The sequence below is a fragment of the Bacteroides sp. 43_46 genome, assembly GCF_001915455.1.
GTDB classification, from domain to species: domain Bacteria; phylum Bacteroidota; class Bacteroidia; order Bacteroidales; family Bacteroidaceae; genus Bacteroides; species Bacteroides caccae.
On sequence record NZ_MNQN01000035.1, the window covers coordinates 1 to 15,411 of the forward strand.

The 15,411-nt window shown below is 38.5% G+C and carries 12 protein-coding genes, 1 tRNA gene and 1 pseudogene; 8 read left to right on the forward strand and 6 right to left on the reverse strand.

Features of this window, described 5'->3' with window-relative positions; genetic code table 11:
• The 5 genes from BHV72_RS03440 to BHV72_RS03460 all read right to left on the reverse strand — a co-directional run.
• A partial coding sequence (locus BHV72_RS03440; protein ID WP_286854569.1) for a SusC/RagA family TonB-linked outer membrane protein occupies positions 1–1,550 on the reverse strand: 1,550 nt, incomplete at its 3' end.
• Positions 1,551–1,686: 136 nt separating this feature from the next.
• Positions 1,687–3,795 carry a glycoside hydrolase family 2 protein gene (locus tag BHV72_RS03445; protein ID WP_286854570.1) on the reverse strand — a complete coding sequence of 703 codons (2,109 nt, stop codon included), beginning with the start codon at positions 3,793–3,795 and terminating at the stop codon, positions 1,687–1,689.
• 19 nt (positions 3,796–3,814) lie between these two features.
• Positions 3,815–5,245 carry an alpha-L-fucosidase gene (locus BHV72_RS03450; RefSeq protein WP_005676651.1) on the reverse strand — a complete coding sequence of 477 codons (1,431 nt, stop codon included), beginning with the start codon at positions 5,243–5,245 and terminating at the stop codon, positions 3,815–3,817.
• A 64-nt stretch (positions 5,246–5,309) separates the two neighbouring features.
• Complete coding sequence (locus BHV72_RS03455) at positions 5,310–5,441, reverse strand: hypothetical protein (protein WP_005676652.1); 132 nt, start codon at positions 5,439–5,441, stop codon at positions 5,310–5,312.
• A 248-nt stretch (positions 5,442–5,689) separates the two neighbouring features.
• On the reverse strand, positions 5,690–9,724 hold the full coding sequence (locus BHV72_RS03460; RefSeq protein ID WP_286854572.1) for a hybrid sensor histidine kinase/response regulator transcription factor: 4,035 nt from the start codon (positions 9,722–9,724) through the stop codon (positions 5,690–5,692).
• A gap of 426 nt (positions 9,725–10,150) precedes the next feature.
• Here BHV72_RS03460 and BHV72_RS03465 point away from each other — a divergent pair, with 426 nt between their 5' ends.
• The 3 genes from BHV72_RS03465 to BHV72_RS03475 all read left to right on the forward strand — a co-directional run bounded on the left by BHV72_RS03465 (position 10,151) and on the right by BHV72_RS03475 (position 11,581).
• Positions 10,151–10,924, forward strand: coding sequence for a class I SAM-dependent methyltransferase (locus BHV72_RS03465; protein ID WP_022042523.1), 774 nt, complete (start codon positions 10,151–10,153; stop codon positions 10,922–10,924).
• Between the two features lie 74 nt (positions 10,925–10,998).
• Positions 10,999–11,349 carry a helix-turn-helix domain-containing protein gene (locus tag BHV72_RS03470; protein WP_005676655.1) on the forward strand — a complete coding sequence of 117 codons (351 nt, stop codon included), beginning with the start codon at positions 10,999–11,001 and terminating at the stop codon, positions 11,347–11,349.
• Between the two features lie 13 nt (positions 11,350–11,362).
• Positions 11,363–11,581 (forward strand): hypothetical protein, encoded by a 219-nt coding sequence (locus tag BHV72_RS03475; RefSeq protein WP_005676656.1) that lies wholly within the window; start codon positions 11,363–11,365, stop codon positions 11,579–11,581.
• 15 nt (positions 11,582–11,596) lie between these two features.
• Here the strand turns inward: BHV72_RS03475 and BHV72_RS03480 are convergent, their stop codons facing one another.
• A complete protein-coding gene (locus tag BHV72_RS03480; protein WP_122295313.1) occupies positions 11,597–12,295 on the reverse strand; it encodes an SIR2 family NAD-dependent protein deacylase in 699 nt (232 codons plus the stop codon).
• Between the two features lie 368 nt (positions 12,296–12,663).
• On the opposite strand from BHV72_RS03480, the gene bamJ (BHV72_RS03485) reads away from it, so the two are divergent.
• The 5 genes and pseudogenes from bamJ (BHV72_RS03485) to BHV72_RS03505 all read left to right on the forward strand — a co-directional run bounded on the left by bamJ (BHV72_RS03485) (position 12,664) and on the right by BHV72_RS03505 (position 15,235).
• The gene (gene bamJ, locus BHV72_RS03485; protein WP_005676658.1) at positions 12,664–13,248 is read left to right on the forward strand and encodes a BamJ family beta-barrel-assembly machinery protein; all 585 of its coding nucleotides are present in this window, start codon (positions 12,664–12,666) and stop codon (positions 13,246–13,248) included.
• Positions 13,249–13,267: 19 nt separating this feature from the next.
• A pseudogene (gene bamJ / locus BHV72_RS03490) lies at positions 13,268–14,132 on the forward strand (BamJ family beta-barrel-assembly machinery protein).
• Between the two features lie 156 nt (positions 14,133–14,288).
• On the forward strand, positions 14,289–14,753 hold the full coding sequence (locus BHV72_RS03495; protein ID WP_004302580.1) for an Lrp/AsnC family transcriptional regulator: 465 nt from the start codon (positions 14,289–14,291) through the stop codon (positions 14,751–14,753).
• Positions 14,754–14,757: 4 nt separating this feature from the next.
• Complete coding sequence (locus tag BHV72_RS03500; RefSeq protein ID WP_005676661.1) at positions 14,758–15,069, forward strand: DUF4491 family protein; 312 nt, start codon at positions 14,758–14,760, stop codon at positions 15,067–15,069.
• A 92-nt stretch (positions 15,070–15,161) separates the two neighbouring features.
• Positions 15,162–15,235, forward strand: a tRNA-Ile gene (locus tag BHV72_RS03505).
• Positions 15,236–15,411: the final 176 nt, after the last annotated feature.

Genomic DNA, 15,411 nt, shown 5'->3' on the forward strand with positions numbered 1-15,411 from the left:
GCATCTGTATCACAAACTGCAGCAGTCCCGTCCGACCATGTAAAAGGTACCAAATGAGTCGGGAAAAGTATGATATGTTTAAAAATCTGGTCAGAAGAATTTCCGGGGTTATTTTGAGTTCTGTATTGTCCACTCATATCAACGGAAAGTTTGGTCGTCGGAGTAATATCCATATCTACATTGGAGCGCAAATTATAACGTTCCAATCCGATATTGGCATTGTAGTCATCCAATGGATTCGATTTAAACATACCATTTTCCTTATAATAAGCTCCTGATACAAAGAACTTAGTTTTTTCCGAACCTCCTCGCAGATTCACTGTATAACGTTGATTCTGCGTGTTATTAGATAATAAGTCGGTCCAAATAGAATTCGGGTATAAATCCGGATCAACTCCATCCCGATACCTTGCCAACGCTTCTGCACTGTATGGAGCGCTATTTTGCACATAATTATCCCAATTAGGATTACCCGCATCATTCCAAGACGCTTCATTCCACATTGATAAATAATCCCAAGAGTTCATCAACTCCGGCATACGGGTAGGAGTAGCAATACTATATTGTGCGTTGAAGCTGATAATAGTTTTTTGTGCACGCCCACGTTTTGTTGTAATCAAAACTACACCATTAGCACCTTCAGAACCATATACAGCAGTAGCAGCAGCATCTTTCAAGACAGTAAATGTCTCAATTTCATCTGTGTCAAGATCATTCATGCTACGAGGAACACCATCCACCAACACCAATGGACTCGTACCACCTGCGTATGAACTTTGACCACGAATCCAAAAATCGGCATCATCATTTCCCGGTTCTCCAGAACGTTGAATGGCAATCACACCAGCAACCTGACCAGCAATCGTATTTGATAAACTACGCGTTGGTATAGCAATCTCTGCAGGTTTCATTGTATTCACAGAAGATACTACACTTTCTTTCTTTTGTGAACCGTAACCAATAACAACAACGTCATCCAGATTTACATTCGATTCCGCCATAGCAATGTTGATAACACTTTTATCCTTTACTTTCTGTTCAACACTATTATAACCAATATAGCGGAATTCCAAAACTTCACCTTCTCTTGCTTTAATAGTGTATTTACCATCCATATCGGTTAATACACCGTTAATAGTGCCTTTCACTATTACTGTGGCACCAATAATAGGCTCCCCTGCTCCATCGGAAACGGTACCAGTGACAGTTTTGGTCGCTCCTTTCTTAGAACTCAACGTTTCTTTAGAAGAAAGCGACAATACTATTTGTTTATTCTGAAATTTGAACGTAATATTAGTCGGTTCAAACATTTTACGAAGCGCCAGACGCACTTCTTCATTCTTGCAGTTCAGACTTACCAATTGTTCTGCATTTATTTCAGTCGCATCATAAGAGAACAAATACCCCGAAGCCTTCTCTACTCTTGCCATAGCTTCTTTTAAAGGTATTTTACTAAACGAAATGCTAATCTTCTCTGTACCGCTCTGAGCGAATATTCCTATAGAAAAGAGGCATACGATAATTAATAAATAAAATTTCTTGTATTCCATAAGTAATTTAGATGTTTTTTATTCCATAACATTTTTAATTCTAAGTGTTTTTCGAATTGATGTAAGATCATAGTTTCACATAGGCTTTCATATTTAAAGATTCAACAATATTGTTTTATATATTCTAAACAAGCAATTACCAACCAGCATGTTCGTTCTTATTCTCACGCGAGTCAGCATTGCGTTTCTTTTCTCCTGTATAATTCCATTCAATTTCGTCCGTGTATTCTTTTCCGTTATGTGTTGCAACGGTTCTTATTACATTTTTACCTTGTTCCAGTGTTACATTATCAAAAACATAATGTACATCAGTATATCCCTTGCGAATACCAGTCAATTCTTTACCATTAAGATATACTATAGGAGTACCAATATTAGAATAAACTGTCACAGAGGTCTGTTTCCGCTCACGATCCGCATTTCGGCGCTGCGTCAAATACAATACAGGCTCCTTGCTCCAGTTGGCTTTATACCAATAATAAGAATCCTTCTTGATTTTCCGGTCAAAAGTCATCAAGCCTTTCAAGTTACGAGCAGGTACACCACCCCGACTCCACATCGGCACAGCAAAATCAAACATATTCCATAGATAAGAAGCAATGATATAAGGATGTTTCGAAATAACACTCCATTGATATTCATGCGTTTTAGTCTGGAATGTTTCCGGATAAAAAGGTTTTCCCCAATTCAATGCATCACCGAGATATTCAGTCTGATGTTCCAAATTGGCATCCGCACCATATTCTGTCAACATCAGCTTTTGCCACGGGTACTTTTCTTCCAATCCTTTCACCCATGGTTCAATATCTTGTAGCTTCTTCTCATACCATCCGAAATAGCGGTTCATCCCCTGAATATCTGTATTCTGATTCACTGCATGTTCAGCATGTCCGAAACCATTGACAGCTACAGTATAACGATCCGGGTCCTCTGTCTTGGCAAGATTATGAAGTGCTTGCGTCAGCCCGGCTGTATATTCGTGAGGTTGATATACCCCATTATGCAACCCCCAAACATAGATAGAAGGGTGATTAAAACTCTGACGAATCAACTCACGAAGCTGAGACTGCGCGTTTTCCGCTTCGTAGCCTGTCACACGATTCACAAAAGGGATTTCAGCCCAAATGACCAATCCCAAAGAATCACAACGAGAATAGAGATAATCTGATTGTTGATAATGGGCAAAACGGACAGTTGTGGCTCCTACGTCCATTATCTGTGCTAAATCAAAATCATGTTCTTTATTAGTCAAAGCACTTCCTAATCCCCACCAATCCTGATGACGGGTTACACCATACATCGGATATTTCTCATCATTCAAATAAAATCCTTTACCGGCAACAACCTCAAACTTACGAACACCCAAAGGCTGGATAACTTCATCAATGACCCTTCCTTCTGCTACCAAACGTGAAACGACTTTATACAAATAAGGATCTTTACGTCCTTGCCAAAGATGAGGTTTGTTCAATTTAAAAGTTGAAAAATAAGTTTGCGTTCCTTGAGGAGTTAATTCCAAAGGAAGGCGATGTGAAGCAACTCTCTTTCCTTCTTGGGTATAGAGAGTATTTTCAAGTACTAAATTCGCAGGAGTAAGGCTGCCATTGTCTAATTTTACTTTTACAGTAATATCTGCAGAACGTTTCGAAACATTTTTCTGAGTAATATAAACACCTGGAGAAGCACAATCGGTAACTGTTATATTATTTTGCTCAGTAACAATTAGCCATACCGGGCGATAAATACCTCCATACACTCCGAAAAGGCTATGATTCACCGGAATAACATCCGGTCGTGCAGTATTATCAGCTTTTACCATGATTTCATTCTCAGCTCCAAATTTCAAAGCTGTTCCTATCTCAAAAGCAAAAGCACTATAACCTCCTTTATGGGTTCCTACAAGCTTACTGTTAACATATACCTCGGTGTTTGCGCCCACACCTTCAAATCGAAGAAACACACGCTTCCCTTTCAATTCTTCATTAAAGAATTGTTTTTTCTTGTAATAGCCAACTCCTTCATAAAAAGAAGCAGCCTTTACCTGCATATCTTTAGCATTCCATGTGTGAGGCAGATTTACAGTTTCCCATTTCCCCTCCCATTGAGCAACAACTTTTACTGGGTCTTCCGAAAAAGGACCGCGTTTGAATAACCAACCTTCATTGAAAGAGGTCACTTCCCGGGCAGTGAGAGAGAAAAACTGCCCGATCAATACTAACAAAACGAATGTAAATTTGAACTTCATATTACAATCCTCTTTTGATTTATGTTAAAGCATCCCGATAAATACCTTTTGTTCCTTTAGCTGCACGCACCTTAAGCTGAATAACATAAGGTTCACCCGGATTCTTCTTGGGAACAGATACATTATATTCGTTACGAGCTGTTTCAACAACTTTGATATCTTCGTTAGTATCTAATAAAGAAGCTTTTTCAACTGAAATTCCTTTCGGGGTTTTTACTATCAAACGTTCACTATATGGTTGATTGAATACCACCATATACACTTCACCATTTTTACCGCGTGTGTAATATCCCCAATCCTGCTTGTCGAATCCGGCATAATCACAGGCATAAACGGCCTTTCCATAACGACTCATCCATTTGCCGATAGCAGTCGCCAAAGCTTTTTCTTCCGGACGAAAATCTCCATCTGCTTGAGGACCAAAGTTTACAACCATATTTCCTCCCATAGAAACAGCATGTACAATACGATCAAGTACTTCAATCGGAGTTTTGACATAACTCAATGACCAGTCTTTATGATATCCCCATTGGTTTTCGGGTACAGTCATACAAGCCTCCCAATCCCATTGTGTAACCTTAAGGTCTTTTACTGGATCGGGTAAACGACGTTCGTAACCTGATTCATAATCTCCCATCAAACGACCATTACTATCGAAATGACGTTTTCCTTTATCATCGGCACGCAGACGGCTATTAATAGTAACCCCCGGAAGCATCTCCTTCAGCATTTGTTCCACATGAGCTGTCCACCAACCATTCTTCTTAATACTTGCATCCCATGTACCATCAAACCAGAAATCTTTCACTGTAGGATAACGTGTGGCCAGTTCTTTCAATTGATTGTCTGTAAACTCCAGAAAACGGCTGAACGCAATACTATCTTCTTCAGATTTTATACTGTAACGATAATCCGGATGGCTCCAATCCATCACTGAAAAATAGAAATGTACATCAATACCTTCATCGTTGTAGGCTTTTACCATTTCGCCCAACAAGTCTTTTTTATAAGGAGTATTCGCTACCGTATATTGAGTATATTTACTCGGCCACAAACAGAAACCTTCATGATGCTTCGTTGTTATCTTTACATACTTAGCTCCCATCTCTTTAGCCATTCTTGCCCACTTCTTTGCATCAAATTTGGTAGGATTCCATTGATCCATCAGTTTCAGCCATTCATCAGCAGGTACTTTTGCCCAACTCTTCAACCATTCAGCAGCCCCACCGTACATTTTTCCGTTCCATTCACCCCCAGGAATGGCATACAATCCCCAATGAATAAAGGCTCCCAAACGATTATCCCGGAATTTTTGCATTGCAGGATCCTGTCGCTTCCCCTCATTCGTTGCTCCATATTTTAAAGAGATTTCTTCTTTAATTCCCTGAGCGGAGGTTATCGAACCAATAGTAACTAATAGTAAGAATAATGTTATTAATTTGCTTTTCATGTGATAAGTTATATTATAATGAGTATAATTAGAAGTCTTTGATTGCTTGAAATCTTCTCATATTTCATCGGTCATAGCCGCCACATCTATTACCGTTTTTTTTATAATCAGCCATATTAATTTCTTCTCTTAATGCATTGGTCTGATTTTCAGTAATTATAAAAATTTTATTTCCATATTTTTTTGTGCCCTTCATACTTGTTTAATTAACTTTTTGATTTTATGTACTAAAACTAAATTAAAGCGATGTAAAAGTAGAGGAGAAACACAATACCTATAAATACAAATATTACAAAAAGTAGACGTATGAATCCACATGGAAAAAATGAACACCTAAAATGGAAGATTTGGTCATATTTTAGCCTTTTTCTCCAATTTAATAAGACCTCTTATGTACAATATTAGTGGATGTCATGTATAATTTGATAGTAGATGAAAAACACATTATTCTTTCTTCCTACTTCTTACAGTTTGCGGAGCGACCCCAAAAAATGCTTTGAAAGATTTACTGAAATAACGTGGAGAAGAAAACCCTAACCGTATAGAAATCTCCGAGATATTTAATTCCGGATGGTTCTTCAATAAAGACATTGCCTCATCCAACTTTATTTTTAGAATAAACTCATTCGGAGTCAATCCGGTCATTTGTTTGAATTGCATATATAGTTTACTACGTCCCACACAGAGTTCGGAAGCAAGAGCAGTAACATCAAAAGCAGGATTTTCAAAGTTCTCCTTAATAATATTCACACATTTCGCTAATAATTCCTTATCTCTTTCATTTATAGCTTCTGTCACCGGAGACTCCGTAATGGTCTTACCTGCATAATGTGCTATCAAACGTTTTTTATTTTTAATCAGATTATTACAACGAGCAATCAATACTTTTACATTAAATGGTTTCGTTACATAATCATCTGCACCAAACATTAACCCCTCCACAACATACTCAACAGAAGTCTGAGCCGTTAATAAAATCACAGAAATATGAGAAAGTTCCACATTGGTTTTAATCTTATAACATAATTCTTTACCAGACATTTCAGGCATCATCACATCACTTATAATCAAGTCCGGCTGAATTTGTCGTGCCATTTCCAGTCCTTCACGTCCATCATGTGCAATATATACCTTATATATCGGCAAAAACAAATCTTCCAGCATAGACAACAATTCTTCATTATCATCTACCAAAAGAATAATGGGTTTATCTTCTTCCTTAATATTCTCTTGTACTTTCGTTTTTTCTTCTTCCACATCCATTATTTGTTCAAAGGGAAGCATAGGAACCGCCTCGGAAATAATTACTGACTCTCTACTTTCTACAGTAGCCATTTCTTCATCACTAAAATGACGATTTCCCAAAGGAAGAGATAACGTGAATTTAGTACCTTTTCCCACAGTACTTTCTACATCAATCTTTCCATGATGCATATTCATTATTCCTTTAGCCAATGCCAATCCTATGCCCGTTCCTAATGTGAACGAAGAAGAATTATCTGTTTGATAAAATCTCTCAAAAATCTTTGAAATATGTTCTTCCGGAATGCCGACTCCTGTATCACATACCGACACAATCGCTTGAGAAGCAAGCATTCTTACCTCTACCCTTATACTTCCTTTATTGGGTGTGTATTTAAAAGCATTCGACAATAAATTAAAAATAACTTTCTGTAATTGTTTTGAATCAAACCAGACAGAAATTGTTTCTTCTACATTATCAAAACGATACGTAATCTCTTTTTTTTGTGCATACTCATAGAAACACATATAAATCTGTCGCGTAAATGTGACCAGATTCTGTTCTTCAACCTTAAGTTTCAAATAACCTTGTTCCTGTTTACGAAAATCAAGCAATTCTGATATCAGATTCCGCATATGCCATGCATTTTTATAAATGCGAAGGATACGGTTATAAATAGTTGTGCCCAAATCCATCTGCATCAATACCTCAATCTGTCCAAGAATGAGTGTTAATGGGGTACGGAATTCATGAGAGATATTCGTAAAGAAACGTAATTTTACCTGATTCAGTTCTTCAATCCTCTCTTTTTCCTTTCTTTCAAACTCCAAAGAGGACTTTAAAGCAGCCTGACGAGTTTTGAAACGAATAAATGCAATCATCACCCCTAGCAAACATAGAAGATAGAAAAAATAGGCCCAGACAGTGGCATAAAAAGGAGCAGAAACATGTATATTCAAATGAACTTCCTCATCCAGATTTTCTTTACCAGCTAATGGACGGGCTCTAAGTATATATTCACCAGGAGGTAAATTCGTATAAGTTATTGTTGTACCAGTGGTTTGAGTCCAAGCCTTATCAAATCCTTCTAAACGATACTCAAATAAACGGTTACGATCATTATTATAATTAAAGGATGCAAATTCAACAGTTATATTATCTTGTTTATAGCTTAAATAAATATCCGATGTCTTCGCCAGTATATCAGTCAAAATACCAGACTGGTCATTAGGACAAATTTCTTCATTGAAAATAAACAATTTATCAAAATTCAAAAGACTCTTGGAAGGTAAAGCATATAAAGATTGCTTCTGGAATAAAGCCAAGCCATTAGTACCGCTAATAAAAAGAGTTCCATTCTTATCTAGATACAAAGCAGATCCCTGACTATAAGTCTGATTAAACAGGTGATAGGTATTTTCAACTTCTCCTTTCTCTCTATTAAAAATAGAAAGTCCTTTTCCATGAAGAATAAATAAACGATGATCTTCAACAGATTCACAGATATAATAACAATAATCACTCGGCAGACATTGATTCGAAGTACTGTATGACTTAAATGATTGCTCCCCTTCTTGATATTCATATATACCCGATCCTATCGTACAAAAGAATACACTTCCTCTACTGTCCTCAAAAATATGGACAACTTTAAATCGTCCTATTGAAGAAGGATTATTAGTATCCATTGCATACTCAGTTATTTTTGATGAAGGCAAATCCACGCAAATAACACCTCCATTAACCGATGCCAACCACATACGTTGTCGACTATCAATCAGGAACGTTTCAAAAGCATATCTTTTATTCAATAGCTTCCGGACATTTACATCATTCGAGAGTGGTGAAAATTTCTCAGTCACCGGATCCATAAAAGCAACCCCTCCCTGTGTTAATAAAGCAAGCCCATCCTTATACTCTTGAATATCGTTCACTATCTCATGCGGTAATGATGTGGGATCACCTACTATATTATGAAGCGTATGTCCTTTATTCGATTTCAGATCCAACACAAATATTCCCCCAAGATGAGCACCAACATATAGCCGTTCATTTTCTTTTCGATAGAATATTGACTTGAGATTATTACTACCCACACTACTCGCATCACCTTTCCGATGTTGATACCGAGTAAATATCCCGGTATCTGCATTATAACAATTCAATCCTCCTCCCTCTGTACAAATCCACAATCTTCCACTACTATCCTCCGCCATCTTTCCAACGACAGGAAAACTCAAACAGTCTTCCTGCAACGGCTCTGCATAGTAAAAATGATTACTAGTCTTACTCGGATTAAAGACATTTACACCTCCATAATAAGTTCCTACCCAAATATTACCTTGCATATCTTTGTGGAGAGATAAAACGGAGTGGTGGCTCAAGGTGTTTGGAGAATCACCATAACGTGTATAATGCTCCCATTTATCAATTGTAGGATCATAACAATCAAGTCCGCGAAAAGTACCTACCCATATATGTTTGAAGTCATCTTCCAATACACATCGAATCTGATTATCCGACAATTCTCCTTTGTCTGAAGAATTTATATAACGTGTCATTTCCCTATTGGCGGAGATTTTATACAAACCGTTCCAGGTACCTACCCATATATTACCCGCACTATCTCCTGAAATACATTGGCTACCTCTGTCGAATGAAGCTAGTATCTTTTGTTGCTTTGGATTTTTGCGCGAAATAGCAACTAGATGATTGGTAGCAACCCATATAAAATCGTTATCGACATATATCATACCTTCCGCACCTACTCCTCCCTGTAATTTCGTGAAAAAAGTCAATTCTGAACTTTCAGCTGTATAATAATAGATACCAGATTTGCAACTAACCCACAACGTATCTTCTTTACAGAAAAGATCTCTTACATCATTCCGAAGTAAACAGGTAAACCGTTCTTTATAAAGTTCAAATTTTATCAAGTCATTACCCGAACGAATATATATTCTTCCTTTTTTATCTCCACACAGTTTATTGATCTCATTATTCGTCAGACCTTCATTTCCCTGCGAAGGACGGAATATTTTTACATCTTTACCATTATATCTGTTTAATCCCTCCGAAGTGCCTAACCATACTGCACCCAACTCATCTTGATAAATTGAAAATATACAAACCTGAGATAATCCGTCAGAAACTCCCAGATGTTTAAAGTAATGGTTTTTAGCCTCCACCATTATAATACACAAAAGGCCCAAGAGAAAGATAAAGCTTCTTTTCATGTAATATATAATTAGATTTCAAGTTACAAAAATACAAATAATACTTAATTATTACTTCAATACATAGCCTTTTTATATCATTTATTCGACTAAGTACTAAAAATGCACTTGACGATTCTTGCTAAAATGCACGTTTACAGTATTTTTCTTTATAGAATTTACGGACGTTTATCTCTAAAAAACATATCTTTGCCACGAACTAAAAGAAAAATTGGATGTTTAACTCATTTTCATTCCGTAAGGATTCCGTTCTGTAAATAATCTGTTAGTCTTCCTCTCACTACAGATTATCCCTTATGTTTTCTCTGACATAGTCATGTCAGAGTTATATTCTATTATCTGAATTTTAAAACAATTTGTATAGTCGAATGAGCCGGGCATCATTGCATGCATTCATTTGGCGTACACCTAAAACATTAAAAAACAATGAGTAACGATTTAAAATCAATCCACGATTTCGATTTCACAATGATATGTAATTACTTCAAGTTATTAGAACGCCAAGGTCCCGGAAGTCCCGAAGTCACACAAAAAGCCGTAAGTTTCATCAACGAACTGTCTGACGAAGCCAAAATCGCCGATATTGGTTGCGGTACAGGCGGACAGACAATGGTATTAGCTAACTATACAAAAGGACAGATTACAGGCATCGACCTTTTCCCCGATTTTATAGAGATCTTCAACAGAAATGCAGCAAATACCCATTGCGAAAACAGAGTAAAAGGCATTGTCGGCTCAATGGACAATCTGCCGTTTCAAAACGAAGAACTCGATCTTATCTGGTCCGAAGGCGCTATCTATAATATAGGATTCGAACGTGGCATGAACGAATGGAACAGATTCCTGAAAAAGGACGGATTCATCGCCGTAACAGAAGCCTCCTGGTTTACCCCGGAACGCCCTGCCGAAATAGAAGACTTCTGGCTCGCCAATTACCCGGAAATTGATACTATCCCGACAAAAATAGCACAAATGGAGAAAGCCGGCTATACACTGACAGCCCATTTCATTTTACCGGAGAACTGTTGGACAGAACATTTCTATGCTCCCCAGTTCCCGGCCCAGGAAGCTTTTTTGAAGGAATACTCGGGAAATGCCGCAGCCGCAGACCTCATTGCCGGGCAACGGCATGAGCAGAGTCTGTATGACAAGTATAAAGAATATTATGGTTATGTATTCTACATAGGACAAAAAAGATAATTGCCAGCTGCCGGAGAAGTTAGCAAAATAGGATAGTTCTCCGGCAATTATTATCCTTTACTTTGCAAAAAGATATGGAAACGAAAGAATTAAATAAGCAAGAATACCTGTTACGGATAAACAAAGTCACCGACTACATCCATAACAACATAGACCAGCCACTACCATTACAGAAAATGGCAGGCATCGCCTGTTTTTCACCTTTCCACTTCCATCGCGTATTTACTATTCTGACAGGAGAAACTCCCACAGATTATATCAAACGCACTCGGATTGAAAAAGCAGCACAATTATTAAAGAGGAACAAGGAACTTTCTGCCACTGAAATTGCCCGTCTATGCGGTTTTAGCAGCCTTTCACTATTAAGCCGCAACTTCAGACAATATTTCAATATGACCATTCGAGAGTTCCGTTCACATCAATAAAACTCTAAAAGACATGGAAAATAAGATTCTGATTTTTCGAACTTCTATCACCAGAAAATGCGACATCAAACGCATCGAGAAACTTCTGGCACAATATCCCCAAATCGACAAATGGAATGTAGACTTTGAGGATTGGGAAAAAATATTAAGAATCGAGTGCAGTGGCATCACCGCACTCGAAATTTCGGAAGTGCTCCGGAATAATCATATTTTTACCTCTGAACTGGAATAAAGACAGGAAAGGGTTTTAAACGCCCAACAACTGTTTCAACTCAGCCACTCCTTCAGAAGCTCCCTTCTGAATCACATGTACCGGACGAGAAGTATGTGTATCCACCGGCTTTGGGTCAATGAGATACACCGCTGCTTCCCGCGGTACATAATGAAGTAATCCCGCAGCAGGATACACGTTAAGCGAAGTGCCGATAATTACAAAAATGTCCGCTTTCTCCACATATTGAATAGCTGTCTCAATTTCGGGGACCGCCTCGCCGAACCAAACTATAAAAGGCCGCAACTGTGTTCCGTCTCCCGCCTTGTCTCCAAGTTTCACCTCGTATTCTTCAGGTTTTAATTCCTTTATATAATGGGGATTATAAGGATCACGACTGGAACATACTTTTGTCAGTTCACCATGCAGATGAATAATATGACTGCTTCCGGCTCTTTCGTGCAAATTATCAATGTTCTGCGTTATCACCGTTACTCTGAAATTCTTTTCCAGCTCCGCCAATAATTCATGCCCGCGATTCGGCGTCACATCCAACAACTGTTTCCGGCGTTCATTATAAAAGTTGATCACCAATGCAGGGTCGCGCTGATAGCCTTCCGGAGTAGCCACTTGCTCCACCGGATACCGGTCCCACAGACCGCCTGCATCACGAAACGTACTGATTCCACTCTCGGCACTCATACCAGCACCCGTCAATATTACCAGATTCTTCATAATCGTTCCTCCTTCTGTTCATTTTAAGATATACAAATGTAATCAGAATCATCGAATAAAAGAAAACTTTTGCACCTAATAATCTAGCTTCGAAAATGCGGGGATTTAAGTTGAAGTAGCCTAAAGACTAGCATCACATATACTATAATCTATACACAAATACTAGAATCAATGAGATTAAATCTCAGGAACAAAAGAATAAATAATCTAAAGAAAAGCAGTTAACTTTCACGGATATAAGAATTTTTAAATACCAAATGCTAAATGATTCAAATAAAACACGTACTTTTGCGATTCATAAATTTGCAATTGATTGAAAGCTAAAACCATGAAGGTGATACATTTCAATCGCCAACAAAAAACATTATATGGATAAATTTAGTTACGCTATTGGCCTTGGAATCGGTCAAAACTTATCAAGTATGGGAATTCAAGGTCTCGCAGTAGATGATTTTGCACAAGCAATCAGAGACGTACTGGAAGGTAATCAAACGGCTATCAGCCACAATGAAGCCCGCGAAATAGTAAACAAATACTTCGAAGAACTGGAAGCTAAAATGAGCGCTGTCGCCATTGAACAAGGAAAGGCTTTCCTCGAAGAAAACAAAAAAAGACCGGGTATTGTTACACTGCCCAGCGGATTGCAATACGAGGTTATCAATGAAGGTACAGGCAAAAAACCGAAAGCGACCGACCAAGTAAGATGCCACTACGAAGGCACGTTGGTAGACGGCACCCTGTTCGACAGTTCTATCCAGCGTGGCGAACCTGCCGTATTCGGCGTTAACCAGGTAATTCCAGGTTGGGTAGAAGCCCTGCAACTGATGTCGGAAGGTGCTAAATGGAAACTGTATATCCCATCGGACCTGGGCTATGGCGCAAGAGGTGCCGGAGAAATGATTCCTCCTCACAGCACACTCGTTTTTGAAGTAGAATTACTTGAAGTATTATAAATAAAAATTTCAAAGCAAAATGAAAAAAATTAGTATTTTTATGGCAATCGCCGCTGCTGCAAGCCTTGCTTCTTGTACAGCTCAAGCTCCTAAAGCAAATCTGAAATCAGACCTCGATTCACTGTCTTATTCTATCGGTATGGCTCAGACTCAAGGTCTGAAAGGCTATCTGACAGGTCGTTATGGCAGAATTCATCAAAGGTTTGAACGACGGCGTAAGCAAAACCAGCAAAAAAGACATTGCTTACATGGCAGGTATTCAAATCGGTCAGCAAATCAGCGGCGAGAACGGTATGATAAAAAACATCAATCAGGAACTGTTTGCCGGTGACTCTACTAAAACTATCAGCAAAGACAACTTCATGGCTGGTTTCATCGCAGGTACGCTGGAAAAAGGTGGCGTAATGTCTATGGAAGCTGCTCAGGCTTATACTCGTACAGCTATGGAAGCTATCAAAACAAAAGCTTTGGAAGAAAAATATGCTGACTACAAAGCTGAAAACGAAAAATTCCTTGCCGACAACAAAGCTAAAGAAGGTGTGAAAACAACTCCGAGCGGTCTGCAATATAAAGTTATCACTGAAGGTAAAGGTGAAATTCCTGCCGACACTTGCAAAGTGAAAGTAAACTACAAAGGTACTTTGATCGATGGTACTGAATTCGATAGCTCTTACAAACGTAACGAACCGGCTACTTTCCGTGCCAACCAAGTTATCAAAGGCTGGACAGAAGCATTGACCATGATGCCCGTAGGTTCTAAATGGGAACTTTATATCCCGCAGGATCTTGCTTATGGCGCAAGAGAATCAGGCGGCCAGATCAAACCGTTCTCTACTTTGATTTTCGAAGTTGAACTGTTGAGTATCGAGAAAGATAAGAAATAATTTTCTGTCTAAATAGAAAAAGGAAAGAGGTGCAAAGTGATTGCCCCTCTTTTTTTTGCTTTTTCCTATTTTTTTTCTCGGAAAAGAAGAATAATTAAAATAAATCTCTATATTTGCTTACTATTTGATAACAACTGGAAATTACAATTTATTATTATGGAAAGAATAGACAACCTCGACAGGCAAATACTAGAGATTATCTCACAGAATGCCCGCATCCCTTTCAAAGACGTAGCAGCCGAATGCGGAGTGTCACGCGCAGCTATTCATCAACGTGTGCAGAGATTGATTGACTTGGGTGTCATCGTAGGCTCAGGCTATCATGTAAATCCGAAATCATTGGGATACAGAACATGTACGTATGTCGGCATCAAACTGGAAAAAGGCTCTATGTACAAATCTGTAGTGGCCGAGTTGCAGAAGATTCCGGAAATCGTAGAATGTCACTTCACCACTGGCCCGTATACCATGCTGACCAAACTTTATGCATGTGACAATGAACACCTAATGGATTTGCTGAATAACAAAATGCAAGAGATACCAGGTGTAGTAGCTACCGAGACATTGATATCTCTGGAGCAAAGCATCAAAAAAGAAATTCCTATCCGAGTAGAAAAGTAAGCCCATGGAATTTCTAAGTGAATATCACCTTGCAGGGTTATTCATCGGAATTTGTACCTTTTTGATTATCGGCCTTTTTCACCCTGTTGTGGTAAAGGCCGAATATTATTGGGGCACAAAATGCTGGTGGATATTCCTGATACTCGGTATTGCCGGTGTAGTTGCCTCATTAAGCATCGAGAACGTCATCATAGCTTCTCTGCTAGGCGTATTTGCCTTCTCCTCTTTCTGGACAATCAAAGAGGTTTTCGAACAGGAAGAAAGAGTAAAAAAAGGCTGGTTCCCCAAGAACCCGAAACGCAAATATAAATTCTGAGAAGAAAAGTCACGTAGTTTTTTATTGAAAGAATTTGCATAATTCAATAGAAAATACTACTTTTGTCACCGCATCCGATAAAAGGATACATCGGACTTGTAGCTCAGTTGGTTAGAGCAACAGACTCATAATCTGGAGGTCCCTGGTTCAAGCCCAGGCTGGTCCACAAACTAAGAGGCTCATTCCTAAGGGAATAGAGCCTCTTTTAGTTTGTAAACCCACCAGATATAAGTCTGTTGCTTCGGTAATATTAGCCTTAATTTAGGTAGTTGTTGACCTATTGTTGACCCCAAATTAATAGGTTAAAATGCTAACAATTAAAGCAGAAGTCCAACAGGACAA